The organism is Bradyrhizobium sp. i1.15.2 (genome assembly GCF_040548425.1).
Lineage (GTDB): Bacteria > Pseudomonadota > Alphaproteobacteria > Rhizobiales > Xanthobacteraceae > Bradyrhizobium > Bradyrhizobium canariense.
Window position 1 is genome coordinate 452,442 of the sequence record NZ_JBEPRQ010000003.1, and the last position, 20,789, is coordinate 473,230.

The window sequence follows — 20,789 nt, forward strand, 5'->3', positions numbered from 1 at the left end:
CCCGTCATTGCGAGGAGCGAAGCGACGAAGCAATCCAGACTGCCTCTGCGGAAAGATTCTGGATTGCTTCGCTTCGCTCGCAATGACGGAGAAATAGGACAAACACATGCTCAGAGAAATCCGCCCCGCCATCGTCCTGCTGCTGGTGCTTACCGCCATCACCGGACTTGCCTATCCGCTCGCGATGACCGCTATTGCTGGCGCGATCTTCCCCGCGCAGGCGCAGGGCAGCCTGATCGAGAAGGACGGCAAGGTGGTCGGCTCCGCCCTGATCGGGCAGGAGTTCAAGGACGACAAATATTTCCACGGTCGCCTCTCGGCGACAGTGGCGTCGGACCCGAACGATTCGACCAAGACGGTACCGGCGCCCTACAACGCCGCCAATTCGGGTGGCTCCAATCTCGGTCCCACCAGCAAGGCGCTGGCCGACCGGCTGAAGGAAGATGTGGACAAGCTCAAGGGCGAGAACCCCAATGTCGCCGTGCCGGTCGACCTCGTGACGACCTCGGCCAGCGGCCTTGATCCGGATATCTCGCCGGAAGCGGCGGAATTCCAGGTGCCGCGCGTAGCGAAGGCGCGAAACGTGCCGGAGGATCAGGTCAAGCAAATGGTGGCTTCCAACATCCAGGGCCGCCTGCTCGGCCTGATCGGCGAGCCACGGGTCAATGTGCTGGCTCTCAATCTCGCGCTCGATCGTGCCACGAAGTAGTCTAGGCTAGGTCCGCGCGGATGATTATATTGACCTGATGGTCCGAGAGCGCCGCGATCCCGAACAACGTCCTTCGCCCGAGGCGCTGCTGGAAGCCGCGCGCCGGGAGGAGGGCGTGAGCGGCAAGCTGAAGATCTTCGTCGGCGCCGCTCCCGGCGTCGGCAAGACCTACGAGATGCTGCAAAGCGCCCACGCCAGGCGCAAGTCAGGCATCGACGTCGTGGTCGGCTTCGTCGAGACCCATGGCCGGGCCGAGACTGAGGCGCTGGTGCGCGGGCTGGAAGTGATCCCGCGCAAGAAGCTCGATTATCGCGGCCAGACTGTCGAGGAAATGGACCTCGACGCCGTGATCGCGCGCCGGCCGAAAATCGCGCTGGTCGACGAGCTCGCCCACACCAATGCCGCCGGCAGCCGCCATCCAAAACGCTATCTCGATGTCCAAGAACTGCTGTCCCATGGCATCGACGTCTACACCGCCGTCAATATTCAGCACATCGAGAGCCTGAACGACGTCGTTGCGCAGATCACCCATGTGCGGGTGCGGGAGACCGTGCCGGATTCGGTGTTCGACCGCGCAGACGCCATCGAACTGATCGATCTCACGCCGGACGACCTGATCCAGCGGCTGAAAGAGGGCAAGGTCTATGTCTCCAGGCAGGCCGAGCGGGCGCTGGAGCATTATTTCTCGCCGGGCAACCTGACCGCGCTGCGCGAACTCGCGCTGCGGCGCACGGCCGAGCGGGTCGACGAGCAGCTGCTCACCCACATGCAGGCGAATGCGATCGCGGGTCCCTGGGCCGCAGGCGAGCGCATCCTCGTCTGCGTCAGCGAAGATCCGCGTGCGGCCAGCCTCGTGCGCTACACCAAGCGGCTGGCCGACCGGCTGCACGCGCCGTTCATCGCGGTCTCGATCGAGACGCGACGCTCGCTCCAGCTGTCCGACGAGCAGCGCGACCGGCTGGCCGATACGCTGCGGCTCGCGGAATCGCTTGGCGGTGAGGCGCTGACGATTCCGGGCGTTGGCCGCCGCCTCGCCGACGACGTCGTCAACTTCGCGCAGGGCAACAACGTCACCCAGATCGTGATTGGCAAGTCGACACGCTCGCTCTGGTTCGAGATGACGCGCGGTTCCGTCGTGCACGATCTGGTGCGCCGCGCCGGCAATATCAGCGTGCATGTCATTCCTGGCGACGAACTCACGAGCGAGCCGGCGCCAAAGACGGCGGTGCAGACCGCAACGCGATCGGACCCGTTCGACGCGCGGCCCTATCTGAAGGCACTCGGGATCACCGCGCTTGGCCTCGCTGCTGCCGTGGCCATCAAGCCGTATTTCGGCATTGAGAACGTCGACTTGATGTTTCTGACCGCCGTGGTGACGGTTGCCGTGCGCTACGGATTGTGGCCCTCGTTGCTTGCGAGTGTCGCGGCGTCGCTCGCCTACAATTTCTTCTTTCTGCCGCCGGTCTATACCTTCACCATCACCGATCCGACCAATGTCGCTGCGTTCTTTTTCTTCATGCTGATTGCGTTCGTGGTGTCGAACGTCGCGGGACGGGTCCGAACCCAGGCCGATGCTGCGATCGGCCGCATCCGAACCACCGAACAGCTCTATGCTTTCAGCCGCAAGCTCGCCGGCACCGGCACGCTCGACGACGTGCTGTGGGCGACCGCTTACCAGATCGCGCTGATGCTGAAAGTCCGCGTGGTGCTGCTGTTGCCGGAGGACGGCCTGCTCACGGTGAAGTCGGGCTATCCCCCCGAAGACGATCTCGATCAGGCCGATCTTGCCGCCGCCAACTGGGCCTGGAGCAACGACCGCCCTGCAGGCCGCGGCTCGGACACGCTGCCGGGTGCAAAACGGCTGTTCCTGCCGATGCGCACCGGGCGCGGCCCGATCGGGGTCATCGGCATCGACGACGACCGCACCGGTCCCTTGCTGACGCCGGACCAGCGCCGGCTGCTCGATGCGCTGGTCGACCAGGGCGCGCTGGCGATCGAGCGCGTGCTGCTGGTCGAGGACGTCGATCGCGTCAAGCGCTCTGTCGAATCCGAGCGGCTGCGTTCCGCATTGTTGACGTCGATTTCACACGACCTGAAGACGCCACTCGCATCCGTCCTAGGTGCGGCCTCGACCATGCGCGATCTCGCCAGCGCGCTCTCCGACACCGAGAAGCGCGACCTGCTCGCGACGGTCATCGACGAATCCGAACGGCTCAACCGCTTCATCGCCAATCTGCTCGACATGACCAAGCTCGAATCCGGGGCCATCGTGCCCAACACGGCGTTGCACGATCTCGGAGAGATCGTCGGCAGCGCGCTCCGGCGGGCAGCCAAGATCCTCACCGCCCACAAGGTGGAGCTGGAGTTGGCCGCAGACCTGCCTATGCTCCAGCTCGATGCGGTGCTGTTCGAGCAGGTGCTGTTCAACCTGCTCGACAACGCCGCCAAATATTCGCAGCCCCACGCGGTGGTCTCGATCCGCAGCCGGCGCGACAGCGATCATGTGGTGCTCCAGATTGCCGACGAGGGCGACGGCATTCCGTCGGAGGAGCTCGAGAGCGTGTTCGACAAGTTTTATCGCGCGCAGAAGGGCGACCATGTCCGTCCCGGCACCGGGCTCGGGCTCGCCATCTCCCGCGGCTTCGTCGAGGCGATGCATGGCACGATCTCGGCCGCGAATCGCAGCGACCGGAGCGGCGCGGTTCTGACCATCCGCCTGCCCATTCCGGCCCCGACCCACGCATTGGATACCGCCGCATGAGCGCAGCCCCGATCAAGGTGCTGGTCATCGACGACGAGCCGCCGATCCGCAAATTGCTGCGGATGGGGCTCTCGACGCAAGGCTATGAGATACTGGAGGCGTCGAACGGCAAGACCGCGCTGGAGAAGCTCAGCGAGGGCCCCGCGCTGATCATCCTCGATCTCGGCCTTCCCGACATCCAGGGCCATGAGCTGCTGCGCACCATCCGCGCCCGCAACGAAGCTGTGCCGATCGTGGTGCTGTCGAGCCGTGGCGACGAGGCCGGCAAGGTGGAGGCGCTGGATCTCGGGGCCGACGATTACCTGACAAAGCCGTTCGGCATGGACGAGCTGCTGGCGCGCCTGCGCGCCGCGCTGCGGCACCAGCTTCAGATCCAGGGCGAACGCCCGGTGTTTCGTGCCGGCGATCTCTCAGTCGATCTGGTGCGCCGGATCGTGAAGGTCGGCGAGCGCGACGTCAAACTGTCGCCGAAGGAATATGACCTCCTGCGTGTGTTGGTGCAGCACGCCGGCAAGGTGCTCACTCACCGCTTCCTGCTGAGGGAGCTCTGGGACGAGTTGACCGACGCGCAATATCTGCGCGTCTATGTCCGCCAGCTCCGGCAGAAGATCGAGGCCGATCCGGAACGGCCGCAATATGTGCTGACGGAGACGGGCATCGGCTATCGGTTGAAGGCGGGGGATTGACGTTCCAGAGACACTTGTAGGGTGGGCAAAGGCGCAAAGCGCCGTGCCCACCATTTCGGTCGCAGTGCGCATAATGGTGGGCACGCTCCGCTTTGCCCACCCTACGAGATCTAGAATTAGGCGAGCAGTCTCCTCAGCCCGCCTTCCTCTGCCGCGCCGTCGACCGATGCGTCTTCTTTGGGGCCCTGGTTCGCCCCGATGCTCGGCGCGCATGGGACTTCGCCGCCGTCTTCTTCCCACCGCGTCCCTTCAAGCTCTGCTTCAGCGCATCCATCAGGCTGACGACATTGCTCGGCTTCTCCTCAGGCTCCGGCAGTTCGATTGTCTTGCCGCTGGCCTTGCGCTTCACCAGGGCCTTCAGCGCGTTCTCGTAGTCGTCCTTGAACTTGCTGGGATCGAAATGGGAGGCCTTGGTCTGGAGGATATGGCCGGCGAGCTCAACCATGTCCTTGGTGATCTTCGGGCTCTTGATGTCGTCGAAGAACTGGTCCTCGTCGCGCAGTTCGTAGGGGAAACGCAGCGTGGTGCCGAGCAGTCCCTTGCCGAGCGGCTCGATCGCGATGATGTGCTCGCGATTGGTGAGCACGATTTTGGCGAGCGCGACGCGATCCTGGTCCTTCATGGCGTCGCGGATCACGGCAAAGGCATCGACCGCGGCTTTGCCGTCGGGCGCGATGTAGTAGGGATGGTTGAGGTAGCGCTGGTCGATCTCGTCGCTCGGCACAAAGCTCTCGATGTCGATGGTGTGGTTGCTCTCGATCTGGACCGCTTCGAGCTCCTCCGGCTCGATCTCGACATATTTGCCCTTGCGCAGCTCGTAGCCGCGGCCCTTCTGGTCGCTCTCGACGACGTCGCCGGTCTCGGCGTCGATCATCTGCTGCTTCAATCGGTTTCCGGTCTCGCGGTTGATCATGTGAAACCGCGTCTTCTCGGCCGCGGTGGTCGCCGGATAAAGCACAACGGGACAACTGACCAGCGAGAGCTTCAACGTTCCCTTCCAATAGGCGCGCGGTGCCATTCCGTTCTCCAGCGTCTGCGAGTCATTTTGGAACCCCAACCGTCCCGCGGGGTTTTGGTTCCGGGTGGGATGCGGGCCGTGATAGGCTTCCACGCCGAAAGAGAATCCGGGACCAGTCGTGCTGCAAAAGCTCTCCAAGTATCGACAGAAACGTGATTTCGAGAAGACGCCGGAGCCGTCGGGCAAGACCGCGGTGGCGCCGTCGAAGCAGCGCCGCTTCGTGATCCAGAAGCATGACGCCACGCGGCTGCATTACGATCTGCGGCTCGAGTTCGACGGCGTCTTCAAGTCATGGGCAGTAACGAAAGGGCCCTCGCTTGATCCGCACGACAAGCGGCTGGCCGTCGAGGTCGAGGATCACCCGCTCGACTATGGCGACTTCGAGGGCACGATTCCGGAGGGCCAGTACGGCGGCGGCACGGTCATGCTGTGGGATCGCGGCACCTGGGAATCCGAAGATCCCGAACGCGGCTTCAAGAAGGGCGATCTGAAGTTCACCCTGCATGGCGAGAAGCTGCACGGCAGCTGGGTCCTGGTGCGCATGCGCAACGATCGCACCGGCGGCAAACGGACCAATTGGCTCTTGATCAAGCATCGCGACGAATATGTTCGCGAGGGCGCAGACAACGACATTCTCGAGCAGGACAAATCGGTCGCCTCCGGCCGCGCGATGGATCAGATTGCCGAAGGCCGGGGCCGTGCGCCAAAACCGTTCATGCTGGCGAAGGGCACCAAGGCCAAGGCCGACGCGGTCTGGCAGTCCCACCGGGCGGACGAGGCGAAAGGGCATACGGTCAAGCCGGCGCCGCGTGCGGCGTTGAAGACCGGCAGAACGGCAAAGAAGAAAGCCACGACCGCGACGACCGCGAAGAGGGCGGCGGAGATGCCGGATTTCGTGGCGCCGCAGCTCTGCACGTCGGTCGAGCGCCCGCCCGGTGGCGATGGCTGGTGCCACGAGATCAAGTTCGACGGCTACCGCGTGCAGCTGCGGGTCGAGGGCGGCCAGGCGACGTTGAAGACGCGCAAAGGCCTCGACTGGACCGAAAAATTCGCGAGCATCGCGAAAGAAGCAGGCGCGTTACCGGACATGATGATCGACGGCGAGATCGTCGCGCTCGACCATAATGGGGCACCGAACTTTTCGTCGCTCCAGGCGGCGCTGTCGGACGGCAAGACCGAGGAGCTGATCTTCTTTGCGTTCGACCTGCTGTTTGCGGAGGGTCTCGATTACCGCCGGCTGCCGCTCGGCGAGCGCAAGGCGCGGTTGAAGGAGCTGCTGGAGGCGCGCAAGCGCAAATCGAGCCAGATTCGCTATGTCGAGCATTTCGAAAGCGGCGGCGACGCCGTGCTGCAATCGGCCTGCAAGCTCGAGCTCGAGGGCGTGGTGTCGAAGAAGCTCGACGCGCCCTATCGCTCGGGGCGGACGGAAAGCTGGACCAAGGCCAAATGCCGTGCCGGCCATGAGGTCGTGATCGGCGGCTACAAGACCACCAATGGCAAATTCCGCTCGCTGATGGCCGGCGTGCACCGCGGTGATCATCTCGCGTTCGTCGGCATGGTCGGCACCGGTTTCGGCGCCGACAAGGTCAAGCGCATCATGCCGTCCTTGAAGGCCATGGAGGCGAAGCAAAGCCCCTTTGGCGGCAAGAACGCACCGAAAAAAGCGCGCGAGGTGCACTGGCTGAAGCCGGAGCTCGTGGCCGAGATCGAGTTCGCCGGCTTCACCGCCGACGGGAATATCCGCCAGGCCGCCTTCAAGGGTCTGCGGCAGGACAAGCCGGCGGAGGAGGTGGAGGCTGAGACACCGGTCGATACCGAGCTTGCCGAGCCCTCGACGAAGCCGCGCGCGAAAGCGAAGACCGGCGCACGAACGGCCCAGGCCGGCGGCAGTGCCGAAGTGATGGGAGTCGTCATCTCCAAGCCGGACAAGGAGCTCTGGCCGGACGATGGCAATGGCGATCCCGTCACCAAGCTGGACCTCGCGCGCTATCTCGAAGCCGTCGGCGAATGGATGATCGCGCATCTCAAGGGTCGGCCGTGCTCGCTGATCCGCGCCCCCGATGGCATCAAGGGCGAATGCTTTTTCCAGCGTCACGCCATGCAGGGGACATCGAATCTTCTGGAGCTCGCAAGGGTCTCCGGCGATCGCAAACCCTATTTGCAGATCGACCGCATCGAGGGGCTCGCCGCCGTAGCGCAGATCGGCGGTGTCGAGCTGCATCCCTGGAATTGCGCGCCCTACGCCTACGATACCCCGGGCCGGCTGGTGTTCGATCTCGATCCGGCGCCCGACGTCGTCTTCGCCGAGGTCGTCGATGCCGCCAAGGAGATGCGGCAGCGGCTGACCGACATCGGCATGGAAAGCTTCTGCAAGACCACCGGCGGCAAGGGCCTGCACGTCGTGGTGCCCTTGCGTCATGGCGCGCGCGACCAGGTGAGCTGGAAAGAGGCCAAGGCCTTCGCGCAAGGCGTTTGCCAGTGGATGGCGGACGACGCTCCCGAGCGCTATCTGCTCAACATGTCGAAGAAGCTGCGCAACGGAAAGATCTTCCTGGATTATCTGCGCAACGATCGCATGTCGACGGCGGTGGCCCCGCTGTCGCCGCGTGCGCGCGCCGGCGCCACCGTGTCGATGCCGCTCACCTGGGCGCAGGTGAAGACCGATCTCGATCCGAAGCGCTATACGTTGCGGACGGTGCCTGGGCTGCTGCCGCGGTCGAAGGCGTGGGATGGTTATGACGATGCGGCCGTGTCGATCAAGGCAGCGATCAAGAAGCTCGCGGGGAAAACGAAGTAGGGTGGGTTAGCGGAGCGTAACCCACCACTTCTGTTGACACGGAAAGAAAGAGGTGGGTTACGCCTTGCGGCCAACCCACCCTACCGAGCCCGGCTAGATCCGTCCCAGCAGGAGCAGGATCAGCAGGATCACGATGACGAGCCCGAGACCGCCGCCGCCGTAATAGCCGGTGCCGTAGAACGGGCCGCCGCCGATGCCGCTGAAGCCGCCGAGCAGCGCGATGACCAAAATGATCAGAATGATCGTACCGATAGACATGCCAAATCTCCTCCAGCCCTTCGTTGAAGGGTCTCTTGCAACCTGTCCCGTTGTGCGAGGGCAACTTGCCGCAGGTTTTATAGTTCCGCCTATGAAACACGGGGTGCACGCGCAACTTGCATGGAACCTTTGTGGTACCGGTGGGCATGATTATGTGAGGTTCAATCACTAACGGGGCAGAGCCATGTCAGCACCGCTTGTCGTCTCTATTCCCCACCGCCTCGGCCGCGAGGAGGCGGTACGCCGGCTCAAGACCGGGCTCGGCCGTGCTGCTGCCGCCAGCATTCCGGTGATGCAGGTCGAGGAGGAGCGCTGGAGCGGCGACAGCATGAATTTCCGCATCCGCGCGCTCGGGCAGATCGCGACGGGGCAGGTCGACGTCGCCGACGATCATGTCAAGGTGCAGGTCGTGCTGCCCTGGCTGTTGCAGCGCTTTGCCGAGATGGCGCAGGCCACGATCCGCAAGCGCGGCCAGCTGCTGTTGGGCAAAGACGCGAAAAGTTAGCGTTCAAGCGCGGGCGCGCTGCCGCACCGGCTTCGCCGCGTCCACGGGCCGCGCCGGGATGACCGAAGCGGGAAAACCGCGAAGCGCCTGCGCGAGCGGCAGATCGTTGCCGGCGAAACCTGGCATGCTGTAGCCCGTGACGTCGATGGTGGCGTCGGCCTCATCGAGCGCCGGCCATTCGCGTCCTGCTTGCGTGAAAGGTGCGAAGTGGCGCCCGACAATGACGATCGCAGCAGTGCGGCCGTGGCGGCGGGCAAAGGCCACGACATGGTCGGCATGTGCGCCCCGCACCTGAAGCGGCTGGTAGTCGCCTCGCGCGAAGACGTCGGACAACTCGTTGCGCAGCTTGAGCAGGTGCCGCGTCCAGGCCAGCTTGAGCTGGCCGTCCGGCCAGCTCTTGATCAGGTGATTCCAATCCGGATTGTCCAGCGTGCCCAGCGCCGCGTGTCGCGCGGAAAAATCCACCGGGCGGCGGTTGTCGGGATCGACCAGCGACAGGTCCCAGAATTCGGTCCCCTGATAGAAATCGGGCACGCCCGGCAGAGTCGCCTTGAGCGTGAGCTGGCTCAGCGCGTTCAGCGCGCCGAGCAGCGCGACGCGGCGAGCCAGGGTTTGCAGCGCCTCCAGGAACTCGCCTGATTGCGCGGGATCGAGGATCTTCGCGATGAAGCTCTTGACGCCGCTCTCGTAGGCCTCGTGCGGGTTGAGCCAGCTGGTCTCCTCCTTGCCCTCGCGCGCGGCCTTGAGCGCATAGGCCTGGATACGCGCGACGAAACCGGCATCGGCCGTCTCTACAAGCGGCCAGGCGCCGAGCAGCGTCTGATAGAGCATGTATTCGAACGTTGCCGACGGAGCGCGCAGATTGCCGTCGAGCGCGAGGTGCGGCGCGTTCAGGACTTTCCAGCGTGCCACGGCGCTGGTCCATTCGCCGGGAATTTCACTTAAGGCAGCGATCCGCGCGCGGGCGTCCTCGCCACGTTTGGTGTCGTGCGTGGCGGTCGCCGTCATCCCTTGCGGCCATTCCCTGGCGCGGGCCTGCATGGTCTCGTGGAAAGCGGGAATGGTGAGGCCCTTGCTCGCGGGATCGCCGCCGACTTCGTTCAGGGCGAGCAGCCGGTGGAATTGATAGAAGGCAGTGTCCTCCAGCGACTTCGCCATCATCGGCCCGGTGAATTGCTGCACCTTCAGCGCAAAGCGGCGCACGCGCGGGGCGCTGTGCGGGGGACGGCCGGGCTTGAGCAGGTCCATGGTGAGCGCGTCGCGCAGGAAGTCGAAAATGCCTTCGTCTGCGGCGAACCATTCCTGGCGAGCGGCCTCGATGGTGTCGTCGATCAGCTTGCGATCGTTCGCGGTCGGCGCGCTTGTCGTCAAATAGGTGCGGTACACCGGGAAATGCAGCACGTAGAGCTCGAGCGCCTGCCGCAGGCTGTCGGCGGAAAAGTCGCGGGTGGAGTAGTGCCCGTTGGCGATGCGTGCAAGCAGGCGCGTCAGAACCGTGAATTCGCTGGTCAGTAGTGTCTCCAGCACGCGCCGTTTGGCGTCCTTGACATAAGGCGCGAGCCGCGGCGGCCGGTTGCTGATCTGCCGCCAGGTCTCGTCCAGCGCCTCCAGCCCCTTGGGGTCGACCAGAACGTGGGTGATGGCATTCATCCACTCATAGCCGGTGGTGCCCTGGACGCCGGCGAAATGCGGCAGGCGCTCGTGCTCGCACAGGATTTTCTCGATCACCGTATAGAACGGCTTTGTGGTGCCCTGAGCGTCGCGCACCAGCCGGCGCAGCCGCTGGCAATATTGCGCGGGATCGCGCAGGCCGTCGATATGATCGAGCCGGATGCCCTGCAGTTTGCCGTCGGCAATGAGTTGCTTCACCAGCCGGTGCGTGGCGGCGAACGTGCCGGGATCCTCGACGCGCATGCCGGCGAGCCCGTTGACGTCGAAGAAGCGGCGATAATTGATGTCGCTGGAGGCAAGCCGCCAGTGCCCGAGCTTGTAGTGCTGGCGCTCCAGCAAATGATGCAGCGCCAGCGTCTGCGCGGGGCGGTCCTTGGCGGCGCGATAGGCGCCGAGGCCGCGCGCGATGATATCGGCGCTGCCTGCGATCTCTTTGAGCTCCGCCTTGAAGCCGGGCGCTTCCTTACGGTTGGGGCGGCGCAGTCCCGTGTAGCGGGCCGCCAGCGACAGCAGGCGCTTGCCGGCCTCGGTTTCGGCGGCGTCGGCTTCCTTCACGATCATCCGCAGCATCTCGCCATAGCGCTCCGGCGCGATCGGCAATCGATGCTCGAAATACCAAGCGGAAAAACTACCTTCGTTGGGATCGTAGCGCAGCTCGATATCGCCGCTCTCGAGCGCTTCGCCATAGGACGCTCCGAGGATCGGCAGCAGCACGCCGCCACGGGCGCGGAAAGCCAGTTGATCCCAGTCGATATCGAAGGAGACGGCATGCGGCGAGGCCTGGCCCCATTCCAGCACGTCCAGCCACCAGGGATTGTCGGCAAAGTGAACGCCGACATGGTTCGGTACGAAATCAATGATGAGGCCGAGGTCGTGTCGCGTCAGCGCCTCGCTCAGCCGCGCGAAGCCGGCCTCGCCGCCGAGCTCCGGATTGAACTGGCTGTGATCGACGGTGTCATAGCCGTGGGTCGAGCCCTTGCGGGCCTTCATCACCGGCGAGGTGTAGAGATGCGTGATCCCCAGCGCCTTCAGGTAGGGCACGACTGCGGCGGCCCTGTCGAAATCGAAATCCGCGGTGAGCTGAAGCCGGTAGGTTGCGAGAGGAATGGCTGGAGGCATGTCAACCTCCGAGGCGCCAGACCACCGACCAGGGCGCAAGCCGATCGCCGGTCGCGCCGCCCCAGATCAGGGTCCCCACACCGTCGTCGGAATATGCGGCGTCCTTGTCGGAGAGATTGGCCACGAGGCGCAACGTCGCGCCATCCCCCATGTGCCAATGTGCGGTGAGCAGCCCGCTATCGGCCACGGCGGCATCACCGAAGCGCGCACCTTTCAGTCGTGGCGCGACCTCCTTGTGGCGGAGTGCGAGCAGCTCCCGCACCAGCGCGAGGCGTGCATCCTGCTCCGGCGTGTGGCCGCTCCAGTCGAGCACGGCCGATTGCAGCGTTGCCGGATCGAGCGGGTCGGGCACGTCGTCGCCGTACTTTTCATAGGCCCAGGCGTATTCCTGCCTGCGCCCCTTGCGGACGGCATCAGCCAGTCCGCCCTGGAAGTCACAGAAGAACGGGAAGGGCACGGTGGAGCCCCACTCCTCGCCCTGGAACAGCATCGGCACCATCGGCGCGAGCAGGGTCACCGCGAGTGCTGCTTCGATCTGCTTGGGCGATGCCAGGCTTTCGAGCCGGTCGCCGAGCGGCCGGTTGCCGATCTGGTCGTGGTTTTGCAGGAAATTGATGAAGGTTGCCGGCGGCAGCTCGCCGCTGTTCTCGCCGCGCGGCTTCTTGCCCCAGAATTCCGAGATTTCGCCCTGATAGACGAAGCCGGAGGCGAGCGCGCGTGCGAGATCAAGGCGCGGTGTTTGATAGTCCGCGTAATAACCAGCGAGCTCGCCCGTCAGCATCACGTGCCAGACGTGGTGGTAGTCGTCGTTCCACTGGGCGCGATATTTGCCGTTCGGAGGCTCCTGCGCGGCGTCGAGCAGGCTCGCGCGATTGTCGCCGTTCTCCAGCACGAGATGGATATGCCGTCCCGTCGCCTTGGCAAGCTCGCCCGCGGCGACGCTGAGGTCCTGCAGCATCGATTGCTCGCCGGGGATCGCCATGATGTGATTGGCGGCATCCAGCCTCAGGCCGTCGAAGCGATAATCGCTGAGCCACGACAGCGCGTTCTCGACGGCAAAAGCGCGAACCTGCGGCACGCGATAATCGATCGCGCTGCCCCATGGCGTGTGCGCGTCGGTGAAGAAGGCCGGCGCGTAGCGGCCGAGGTAATTTCCCTCGGGGCCGAAATGATTGTAGACGACGTCGAGGAACATCATCAGCCCGCGCAGATGGGCTTCGTCGATCAGCGTCTTCAAATCATCGGGATGACCATAGGCGCTGTCGGGCGCGTACCACAGCACGCCATCGTAACCCCAGCCGCGACGACCGGCGAAGTCGGCCAGCGGCATCAGCTCGACCGCGGTGATGCCAGTCGCGACGAGATGATCGAGCTTGTCGATCATGGCACGATAGGTACCTTCCGCAGTGAAGGTGCCGACATGCGTCTCGATCAGTACCGTCTCTTCCCAGGGACGCCCGCGCCAATCGGGCGTGCGCCAGGCGAAGGCGTCATGATCGATCACCTCGCTCGGGCCGAACACGTCGTCGGGCTGGAATGCAGACGCCGGATCGGGCACGTCGATCGCGTCGTCGATCCTGAATTTGTAGTTGCTGCCGACGGGCAGATTGGCAATCTCGGCGACATACCAGCCATCCTGCCGGCGCTGCATCGCGTGTCGTCTGTCGAGCAGGAGATCGACACGGCGCGCGGCAGGTGCCCATAGCCGGAACGACACGCCGTCCTTCGTCGGCCTCGCCCCGAAGGATGGCCTCATAGCGCCCCCGCGAAAGCGAGCACGGAGCGCGGCGGCGCCTTGCTGTCGCTTCCGGGCAGGAAGTCGACCGTGTTCAGCTTGGCGTCGGTCGTGTTCAGGATTTGCTGCCAGCTCTTGTATTCGGTCAATTTTGGCAATTTGAATGCGATCTCTTCGGGGGCTGCGTTGAGTACGATAAAGATCGCGGCGCTGCCCGGTTCCATCGGCCCCATCACATAGGAGAGGAACCGCCCTTCCGGGAATTTCCAGTCGCTTTCCGTCATTTCGTCGCCGGCCGGCGTCAGCCACAGCGCGCCGTAGGAGATGCCGTCCTTGGGGCGGCCGTCGAGCCAGCGATGGCTGCGAAGCTGCGAGAACCGGCGGCGGATATCGGCGAGCTCGGCGACGAAATCGACCATGTCGTCGCCGTCCTTGCCGAGATTGTCCCAGCCGACCCAGCCAACCTCGTTGTCCTGGCAATAGGCGTTGTTGTTGCCTGATTGCGAATTCCCGACTTCGTCGCCGGCGAGGATCAGCGGAATGCCCTGCGCCAACATGAGGCAAGCCAGTACGTTCTTGCGAAGCTGCCGGCGCAAGCTGACGATTTGGGGATCGTCGGTCGGGCCCTCGACACCGCAATTGTTGCTGTGGTTGTCGTTGGAGCCGTCGCGATTGTCCTCGCCATTGGCCTCGTTGTGCTTCTCGTTGTAGCTGAAGAGATCGGCGAGGGTGAAACCGTCATGCACGGTGATGTGGTTGACGCTGGCGCGCGGCCGCCGTCCGTCGTGGTTGAACAGGTCGGAGGACGCCGTCATGCGGCTGGAGATGTCGCCGATCAGGCTGCCTTCGCCGCTCCAGTAGCGGCGCATAGCGCTGCGATAACGGTCGTTCCACTCAGACCATTGTGAAGGAAATGCGCCGACCTGATAGCCGCCAAGGCCGAGGTCCCAGGGTTCGGCGACGAGCTTGACGCTCGCCAGCACCGGGTCCTGGCGTATCGCGGTCAGGAACGAGCTGCCGCGATCATAACCGTTCGGCCCGCGCGCCAGCGTGGTGGCGAGGTCGAAACGGAAGCCGTCGACGTGGCAGACCTCGACCCAGTAGCGCAGGGAATCCATCACCATCTGCAGCACGCGCGGATGGGTGAGGTTCACCGACGAGCCGCAGCCGGTAAAATCGTCGTAGTAGCGCGGGTTCTCGCGGTTCAGCCAGTAATAGGAGGCGTTGTCGATGCCGCGGTAGCACAGCGTCGGGCCGAGGTGATTGCCCTCGGCGGTGTGGTTGTAGACGACGTCGAGCATCACCTCGATGCCGGCATCGTGCAGGCGTGCGACGGTGGTGCGGAAAGAATCGAGGGCGTTGTCCTGGGCGTAGCGCTGCTCGGGCGCGAAGAAGGACAAGGTGTTGTAGCCCCAGTAATTGGCGAGCTTCTTCTCCACCAGGATGCGGTCATCGACGAAACTGTGCACCGGCAGAAGCTCCACCGTCGTGACGCCGAGCTTTTTCAGGTGCTCGATCATCGCCGGCGAGGACAGGCCGCCATAGGTGCCGCGCAAATTCGGCGGCACGTCATCGCGCTTCTGTGTCAGTCCCTTGACGTGGGCCTCGTAGATGATGGTGTCTTCCCAGGGAATGTTGGGCCGGATCTCGCGGCGGCCCCAGTTGAAGGTCTCGTCGACGACGACAGCCTTGGGCATGCCGCGCGCGTTGTCGCGCCGGTCGAACGACAGATCCTCGCGCGGGCTTCCGGTGCGATAGGCGAAATGCGCGTCACTCCAGACCAGCCGCCCGGAAAGCCGCTTGGCATAGGGGTCTAGCAGGAGCTTGTTGGCGTTGAAGCGGTGGCCTTGTTCGGGCTCGTAGGGGCCATGCACGCGGTAGCCGTAGAGCTGGCCGGGCGAGACGTCGTTGAGATAGCCGTGCCAGACATCCTCGGTGCGCTCCGGCAGCTCGACGCGCTCGAGTTCGCGGCGGCCCTGCATGTCAAACAGGCACAGCTCAACCTTCTGCGCGTTGGCGGAGAACAGCGCGAAATTGGTGCCGCGTCCGTCCCAGCTTGCGCCGAGGCGTGCGGGCGATCCAGCAGTCAGGCGCATCGTTCAGCTTTCCGGAACGAGGAAGATCGCGGCGAGCGGCGGAATGGTGAGGCGGAGCTCGCCATTGACGGCGTGGACTTCGCCGATATTGCCGACATTGCTGCCGCCGTAATGGGCGGAGTCGGAGTTGAACACTTCCTTCCACTTGCCACTGAGGGGCGCGCGAACGCGGTAGTTGCGATAGACGTTGGGTGAGAAGTTGACGATCACCATGCACCGGGCGTGCTCGTCAAATCCCTTGCGCAACCATGCGAACACGTTGCGGTTGGCGTCGTCCGTGATCAACCATTCGAAACCGGCCTGCTCGCAGTCCATCTGGTGCAGCGCGGGCACCGCGCGATAGAGCCGGTTGAGATCGCGGATCAGCGCCTGGATGCCTGAATGGAGCTTGTACTCGAGCAAGTGCCAGTCGAGCGACTGGTCGTGATTCCATTCGCGGCTTTGTGCGATCTCGGCGCCCATGAACAGCAGCTTCTTGCCGGGATGGCCGAACATGAAGCTGTAATAGGCGCGCAAATTCGCGAAGCGCTGCCATTCGTCGCCGGGCATGCGCCCCAGGATCGAGCGCTTACCGTGCACGACCTCGTCATGCGACAGCGGCAGGACGAAGTTCTCCGAGAAGGCGTAGTGCAGGCCGAACAGGATGTCGCCGTGATGATGCTTGCGGTGGATCGGATCCTTGCTGATGTAGTTCAGCGTGTCGTGCATCCAGCCCATGTTCCACTTGTAGCCGAAGCCGAGCCCGCCGAATTCGACCGGGCGCGAGACCTGCGGCCAGGCGGTGGACTCTTCGGCGGCCGTGGTCGCCTGCGGGAAACGTGCGAACAGCTCGGTGTTGAAGCGGCGCAGGAACGCGATCGCCTCGATGTTCTCCCGGCCGCCATGCTGGTTCGGAATCCACGCGCCGGGCGGACGGCTGTAGTCGAGGTAGAGCATGGACGCGACGGCATCGACGCGCAGTCCGTCGATCGCGTAGCGCTCGAGCCAGAACAGCGCGTTGGACACCAGGAAGTTCGTCACTTCGGTGCGGCCGTAATTGTAGATCAGCGTACCCCAATCGAGATGCCGGCCCTGGAGCGGATTGGCGTGCTCGTACAGCGCTGTGCCGTCAAAGCTGCCGAGCCCGTGCGGATCGTCCGGGAAGTGGCCGGGCACCCAGTCGAGCAGCACGCCGACGCCCTCGCGGTGGCAGGCATCGACCAGTGCGGCAAAATCCTCCGGCGTGCCGAAGCGGCTGGTCGGCGCATACAGGCCAGTCGGCTGATAGCCCCATGAGCCGTCGAAAGGATGCTCGCTGACGGGGAGGAATTCGAGATGGGTGAAGCCCATGTCGCGGGCGTAGGCCGGCAGCTGCTCGGCCAGTTCGCGATAGGTCAGCCATTCATTGCCGTTCTTGCGCCGCCACGAGCCGAGATGGACCTCGTAGATCGACATCGGCGCGGACAACGCGTTCATGCCGTCGGGTGCCGGTCGCGGCCGGGGCAGATGTGCTTCGTCGAACACGATGGAAGCGGTCTTCGGCCGCACCTCGCTTGCAAAGGCCATCGGATCGGACTTCAGCGGAAGCAGATGGCCATGCGGTCCGATAATTTCGAACTTGTAGTGGTCGCCCGCCTTGGCGTGCGGGATGAACAATTCCCAATAACCCGCGCCGCGCACCCGCATCGGATGGCGCCGTCCGTCCCAGAAATTGAAGTCGCCGACCACGGAGACACGGCGGGCGTTGGGCGCCAGCACCACGAAGCCGATGCCATCGATGCCGTCGAGCCGCATCGGATGCGCGCCGAGCTTGTCGTAAAGGCGCTGGTGCGTGCCTTCGCCGAGCAGATAGAGGTCGAAATCGGTCAGGATCGGCGGAAAGCGATAGGTGTCCTCGAATTCGATGACGTTATCGCCGAACTTCGCGCGGAGCTGGTAGTGCTTCGCGCCGTTCGGCAGAGCGCCGATGAACAGGCCGGCATCATGGACGCGATCGAGCTTCGCCACCTCGCCGTGCTCGCCCACCGCCTCGACATTGGAAGCATCGGGAAGAAACGCGCGCACCACGCTCTTGTCGCCCTCGGGATGCAGCCCGAGATAGTGGAAGGGATCGGAGTGGCGACCCTCGATGATCGCATAGGCCTCGGCAGGGAGTTTAGGCATGGGCTTAGCTCTCGATACTGGACAGAATGCGAAGCAGTCCGGACAGCGGCGCATGGAGCCCCTCAGGCCGGTGGGACAGCTCGTACTCTACTTCCTCGAACGCTTGATCAAGCAGGAAAAACCTTAACAGGCCTGCCGCGGATTGCGGATCTTCCGGCCACAGCCGCCGATCGGTCATGGCTTCGCGGTAGGCGGTGAGGAACGTCGCGGTGGTGCGCTCGCGCCATTCGTCGAGCGCAGCCGTAAGCCGGCCCTGTTCGTCGGAAGCACCCGTGAGCGCGCGGTGGAGCGCCGCGTTAACCGAAAGATCAATCGAGCGGATCAGGCCGGCAACGTCGCGCGCCGCAGGCAGCTTGCGCCGCTTCTCCGCCAGCGGCAAACGCGGATCTCCGTCGAAGTCGATGATGAAGATATCGTCCTTCACGATCAGAGTTTGCCCGAGGCGGAAGTCGCCATGATGACGGATGTTCAACCCGCCGATCTCGGCAGGTAGTAGCGCGCTGAGCCGGCCGGACAGGGACGCGCGCTCCGCGGCGAGCTGATTGATCAGCGGCCGATCTGCCTCCCGCAGGCCGTCGGTGCTGGCGGCCAGCCGCTCGAAAATCCGCTCGGCCCGTGCCTTGAGCTCGGATGACCAGCGCTTGATGTGTGCGGAGCCAATCGGCTCCGGCGCGAGATCGCCGGGCTTTGCGGCGGCCAAAGCCACATGCAGCTCGGCGAGCCGTCGACCGATCTGTGTAATGAAGTGCAGATAGGGCGCTTGCTCCTGGGTCTCGCGGGGCATCTCGCCCGGTGGCAGCACCCGCTGCTCGTCGATATAGCGGTCGAGATAGCCCGCAGTGACGCCCCAGCCGTCGCCCTGGTTCTCGACATAGGCGTGCAGCACGCCGACTGCGCTGCGACGGTCGTCTTCGACCAGTTCGACGCTGCCGAGCAGTGCCGGCGTATTGGCAAAGCGGGCGATTTCCGTGAGGTAGGAGCCGATCTCGATCTCGGGATTGATACCGGCTTCGAGCTGGCGATAGATCTTGGCGACATATTGATTGTCGACCAGCGCGGTGCTGTTCGACTGTTCGATCGCGCGGATGCGTTCGGGCTCCTTGATGGTGTACTCGGCAAACCGGCTGGTCGCCTTGAACTCCAGCCGCAGATTGTTTTCTTCCACCACCAGGTTCTGCGACAGATTGCGCAGGAACAGGCCAATGAAGATCTGCTCGGTTGCCACATCCAGCAGCGTCCCTTCGCGGGCGCCCTGACGCACGGCGGCGAGCGCCCTGGGATTGAAGCGTTCGCGGTCGAAGCGCACCCATTCGATCTGCATCGGCAGCACGTAGCGCGTGGTGACATCGCCCTGCGCCGCCTCGAAGAACGCGATCCAAGGCCTGTTGTCGCCGATGTCGCAGAACGGCACCGCCGAGGTCAGCGTCGGCTTGATGTGCTTGGGATTGTGCTCGGGATACCAGCGCGTGCGCGACAGGAATCCCGGCAGCACCTCGTGCTCGAACACGCCCCGCTCGCGCGCCAGCGACACCCAGGTCGAGTTCACCGGCACCACCAGCGTCTCGAATTCCGGCACCGCGCGCGGCGTCACCGGCTCGGACTTGTCGCGCTCGGTGAGCTGGAACCAGTAGAAGCCATAGGGCCCCAGCGTGACCATGTAGGGCAGTTCGCCGATCGCCGGAAAACGCGTGCGGCCGAGCATCTCCTGCGGGATGCGGTCCTTCCAGGGCGACAGATCGAGCTCGGTCGCCTGGGCCGCCCGCGACAGATTGGCGACGCAGAGGATCACCTCGTCGCGGTACTGCCGGACGTAGGCCAGCACGGCGCGGTTGGCCGGGCGGATGAAGGTCATGGTGCCGCGGCCGAAGGCGAGCGTCGATTTGCGCACCGAGATCAGGCGCTTGGTCGCGCTGAGCAGCGAGGACAGGCTGCGCGACTGCGCCTCCACGTTCACCGATTCGTAGCCGTAGACCGGATCCATGATCAGCGGCGCGTAGAGGCGGGCCGGGTCGCAGCGCGAGAAGCCGCCGTTGCGGTCCGGGCTCCACTGCATCGGCGTGCGCACGCCGTTGCGGTCGCCGAGATAGATGTTGTCGCCCATCCCGATCTCGTCGCCGTAATAGATGATCGGCGTTCCCGGGAAGGACAGCAGCAGCGAGTTCATCAGCTCGATCTTGCGCCGGTCGTTGTCCATCAGCGGCGCGAGGCGCCGGCGGATGCCGACATTGATGCGGGCGCGCGGATCGTTGGCGTAGGTGGTCCACAGGTAGTCGCGCTCGACGTCCGTCACCATCTCCAGCGTCAGCTCGTCATGGTTGCGCAGGAACAGCGCCCATTGGCAGCTCGCAGGAATGTCCGGCGTCTGGCGCAGGATGTCGGTGATCGGGAAGCGGTCCTCCTGGGCGATCGCCATGTAGATGCGCGGCATCAGCGGGAAGTGGTAGGCCATGTGGCACTCGTCGCCGCGGCCGAAATATTCCTGCACGTCCTCCGGCCATTGATTGGCCTCGGCCAGCAGCAGCTTGCCCTTGGAGTAGGAATCCAGCTCGTGGCGCAGCCGCTTGATGATGGCATGCGTCTCGGGAAGGTTCTCGTTCGAGGTGCCTTCGCGCTCGCAGAGATAGGGAATGGCGTCCAGACGGAAGCCGTCGACACCGGCATCGAGCCAGCGCTTCATTACCTGGATCAGGGCGCTGACGACGCGCGGATTGTCGAAATTGAGATCCGGCTGGTGCGAGAAGAAGCGGTGCCAGTAGAACGCCCCAGCCTCGTGATCCCAGGTCCAGTTCGACTTCTCGGTGTCGGTGAAGATGATGCGGGTGCCCTGGTATTTCTGGTCGGTGTCGCTCCAGACATACCAGTTGCGGGCGCTCGAGCCCGGAGGGCTGCGGCGCGCGCGCTTGAACCAATTGTGCTGGTCCGAGGTGTGGTTGACGACGAGCTCGGTGATGACGCGCAGCCCGCGCTTCTGCGCTTCCTGGATGAAGCGCTTGAAATCCTTCATCGTCCCGAAATCGGGATTGACCGCGCCGTAGTCGGCGATGTCGTAGCCGTCGTCGCGGCCGGGCGAAGGATAGAACGGCAGCAGCCAGAGCGCGGTGACGCCGAGCTCCTGGAGATAAGGCAGCTTCTCGGTCAGCCCGGCGAAGTCGCCGATGCCGTCCTGATTGCTGTCGGCAAACGCCTTGACGTGGAGCTGATAGATGATCGCGTCCTTGTACCAGAGCTCGTCCACGATCTCGGCAGCCTCGGCTTTCTTGGTGTCGACGGAAGACAATACGTTCATGGCGTG

General features: G+C 64.4%; 12 protein-coding genes. 5 read left to right on the plus strand and 7 right to left on the minus strand.

Annotation, left to right across the window (positions count from 1 at the left end):
- Nucleotides 1-106 precede the first annotated feature (106 nt).
- From ABIB80_RS09675 to ABIB80_RS09685, 3 genes are read left to right on the plus strand one after another with little or no spacing between them, the layout of a single operon-like run.
- The gene (locus tag ABIB80_RS09675; protein WP_007595748.1) at nucleotides 107-709 is read left to right on the plus strand and encodes a K(+)-transporting ATPase subunit C; all 603 of its coding nucleotides are present in this window, start codon (nucleotides 107-109) and stop codon (nucleotides 707-709) included.
- Nucleotides 710-746: 37 nt separating this feature from the next.
- Entirely contained in the window at nucleotides 747-3,470 is a 2,724-nt protein-coding gene (locus ABIB80_RS09680; protein ID WP_354127269.1) for a DUF4118 domain-containing protein, read from the plus strand.
- Entirely contained in the window at nucleotides 3,467-4,156 is a 690-nt protein-coding gene (locus ABIB80_RS09685; protein ID WP_007595746.1) for a response regulator, read from the plus strand. The genes ABIB80_RS09680 and ABIB80_RS09685 overlap by 4 nt, the downstream gene beginning before the upstream one ends.
- A 133-nt stretch (nucleotides 4,157-4,289) precedes the next feature.
- Here the strand turns inward: ABIB80_RS09685 and ku are convergent, their stop codons facing one another.
- Nucleotides 4,290-5,174, minus strand: coding sequence for a non-homologous end joining protein Ku (ku, locus tag ABIB80_RS09690; RefSeq protein ID WP_007595745.1), 885 nt, complete (start codon nucleotides 5,172-5,174; stop codon nucleotides 4,290-4,292).
- A gap of 118 nt (nucleotides 5,175-5,292) precedes the next feature.
- On the opposite strand from ku, the gene ligD reads away from it, so the two are divergent.
- Complete coding sequence (gene ligD / locus ABIB80_RS09695; protein WP_354127270.1) at nucleotides 5,293-7,971, plus strand: DNA ligase D; 2,679 nt, start codon at nucleotides 5,293-5,295, stop codon at nucleotides 7,969-7,971.
- A gap of 93 nt (nucleotides 7,972-8,064) precedes the next feature.
- Here the strand turns inward: ligD and ABIB80_RS09700 are convergent, their stop codons facing one another.
- Nucleotides 8,065-8,229, minus strand: a complete 165-nt coding sequence (locus tag ABIB80_RS09700; RefSeq protein WP_007595743.1) for a DUF3309 family protein — start codon at nucleotides 8,227-8,229, stop codon at nucleotides 8,065-8,067.
- A gap of 184 nt (nucleotides 8,230-8,413) precedes the next feature.
- On the opposite strand from ABIB80_RS09700, the gene ABIB80_RS09705 reads away from it, so the two are divergent.
- The gene (locus tag ABIB80_RS09705; protein WP_354127271.1) at nucleotides 8,414-8,734 is read left to right on the plus strand and encodes a polyhydroxyalkanoic acid system family protein; all 321 of its coding nucleotides are present in this window, start codon (nucleotides 8,414-8,416) and stop codon (nucleotides 8,732-8,734) included.
- A 3-nt stretch (nucleotides 8,735-8,737) separates the two neighbouring features.
- Here the strand turns inward: ABIB80_RS09705 and treY are convergent, their stop codons facing one another.
- Genes treY through treS form a run of 5 tightly spaced genes read right to left on the minus strand, consistent with a single transcriptional unit; the run spans nucleotide 8,738 to nucleotide 20,783 of the window.
- Nucleotides 8,738-11,524 carry a malto-oligosyltrehalose synthase gene (treY, locus tag ABIB80_RS09710; protein ID WP_219681180.1) on the minus strand — a complete coding sequence of 929 codons (2,787 nt, stop codon included), beginning with the start codon at nucleotides 11,522-11,524 and terminating at the stop codon, nucleotides 8,738-8,740.
- A gap of 1 nt (nucleotide 11,525) precedes the next feature.
- Nucleotides 11,526-13,280, minus strand: coding sequence for a malto-oligosyltrehalose trehalohydrolase (treZ, locus tag ABIB80_RS09715; RefSeq protein WP_007595730.1), 1,755 nt, complete (start codon nucleotides 13,278-13,280; stop codon nucleotides 11,526-11,528).
- Complete coding sequence (gene glgX / locus ABIB80_RS09720; RefSeq protein WP_007595729.1) at nucleotides 13,277-15,355, minus strand: glycogen debranching protein GlgX; 2,079 nt, start codon at nucleotides 15,353-15,355, stop codon at nucleotides 13,277-13,279. Before glgX ends, treZ begins: the two co-directional genes overlap by 4 nt.
- A gap of 3 nt (nucleotides 15,356-15,358) precedes the next feature.
- Nucleotides 15,359-17,497, minus strand: coding sequence for a 1,4-alpha-glucan branching protein GlgB (gene glgB, locus ABIB80_RS09725; protein WP_354127272.1), 2,139 nt, complete (start codon nucleotides 17,495-17,497; stop codon nucleotides 15,359-15,361).
- A gap of 4 nt (nucleotides 17,498-17,501) precedes the next feature.
- Nucleotides 17,502-20,783: a maltose alpha-D-glucosyltransferase gene (gene treS, locus ABIB80_RS09730; RefSeq protein ID WP_354127273.1), complete on the minus strand. Its 3,282-nt coding sequence runs from the start codon at nucleotides 20,781-20,783 to the stop codon at nucleotides 17,502-17,504.
- Between the last annotated feature and the right edge of the window lie 6 nt (nucleotides 20,784-20,789).

Coding starts and splice junctions, on each gene's coding strand:
- ABIB80_RS09675 (WP_007595748.1), top strand. CDS start 107: ATGCTCAGAGAAATCCGCCCCGCCATCGTCCTGCTGCTGGTGCTTACC.
- ABIB80_RS09680 (WP_354127269.1), top strand. CDS start 747: ATGGTCCGAGAGCGCCGCGATCCCGAACAACGTCCTTCGCCCGAGGCG.
- ABIB80_RS09685 (WP_007595746.1), top strand. CDS start 3,467: ATGAGCGCAGCCCCGATCAAGGTGCTGGTCATCGACGACGAGCCGCCG.
- ku (WP_007595745.1), bottom strand. CDS start 5,174: ATGGCACCGCGCGCCTATTGGAAGGGAACGTTGAAGCTCTCGCTGGTC.
- ABIB80_RS09700 (WP_007595743.1), bottom strand. CDS start 8,229: ATGTCTATCGGTACGATCATTCTGATCATTTTGGTCATCGCGCTGCTC.
- ABIB80_RS09705 (WP_354127271.1), top strand. CDS start 8,414: ATGTCAGCACCGCTTGTCGTCTCTATTCCCCACCGCCTCGGCCGCGAG.
- treY (WP_219681180.1), bottom strand. CDS start 11,524: ATGCCTCCAGCCATTCCTCTCGCAACCTACCGGCTTCAGCTCACCGCG.
- treZ (WP_007595730.1), bottom strand. CDS start 13,280: ATGAGGCCATCCTTCGGGGCGAGGCCGACGAAGGACGGCGTGTCGTTC.
- glgX (WP_007595729.1), bottom strand. CDS start 15,355: ATGCGCCTGACTGCTGGATCGCCCGCACGCCTCGGCGCAAGCTGGGAC.
- glgB (WP_354127272.1), bottom strand. CDS start 17,497: ATGCCTAAACTCCCTGCCGAGGCCTATGCGATCATCGAGGGTCGCCAC.
- treS (WP_354127273.1), bottom strand. CDS start 20,783: ATGAACGTATTGTCTTCCGTCGACACCAAGAAAGCCGAGGCTGCCGAG.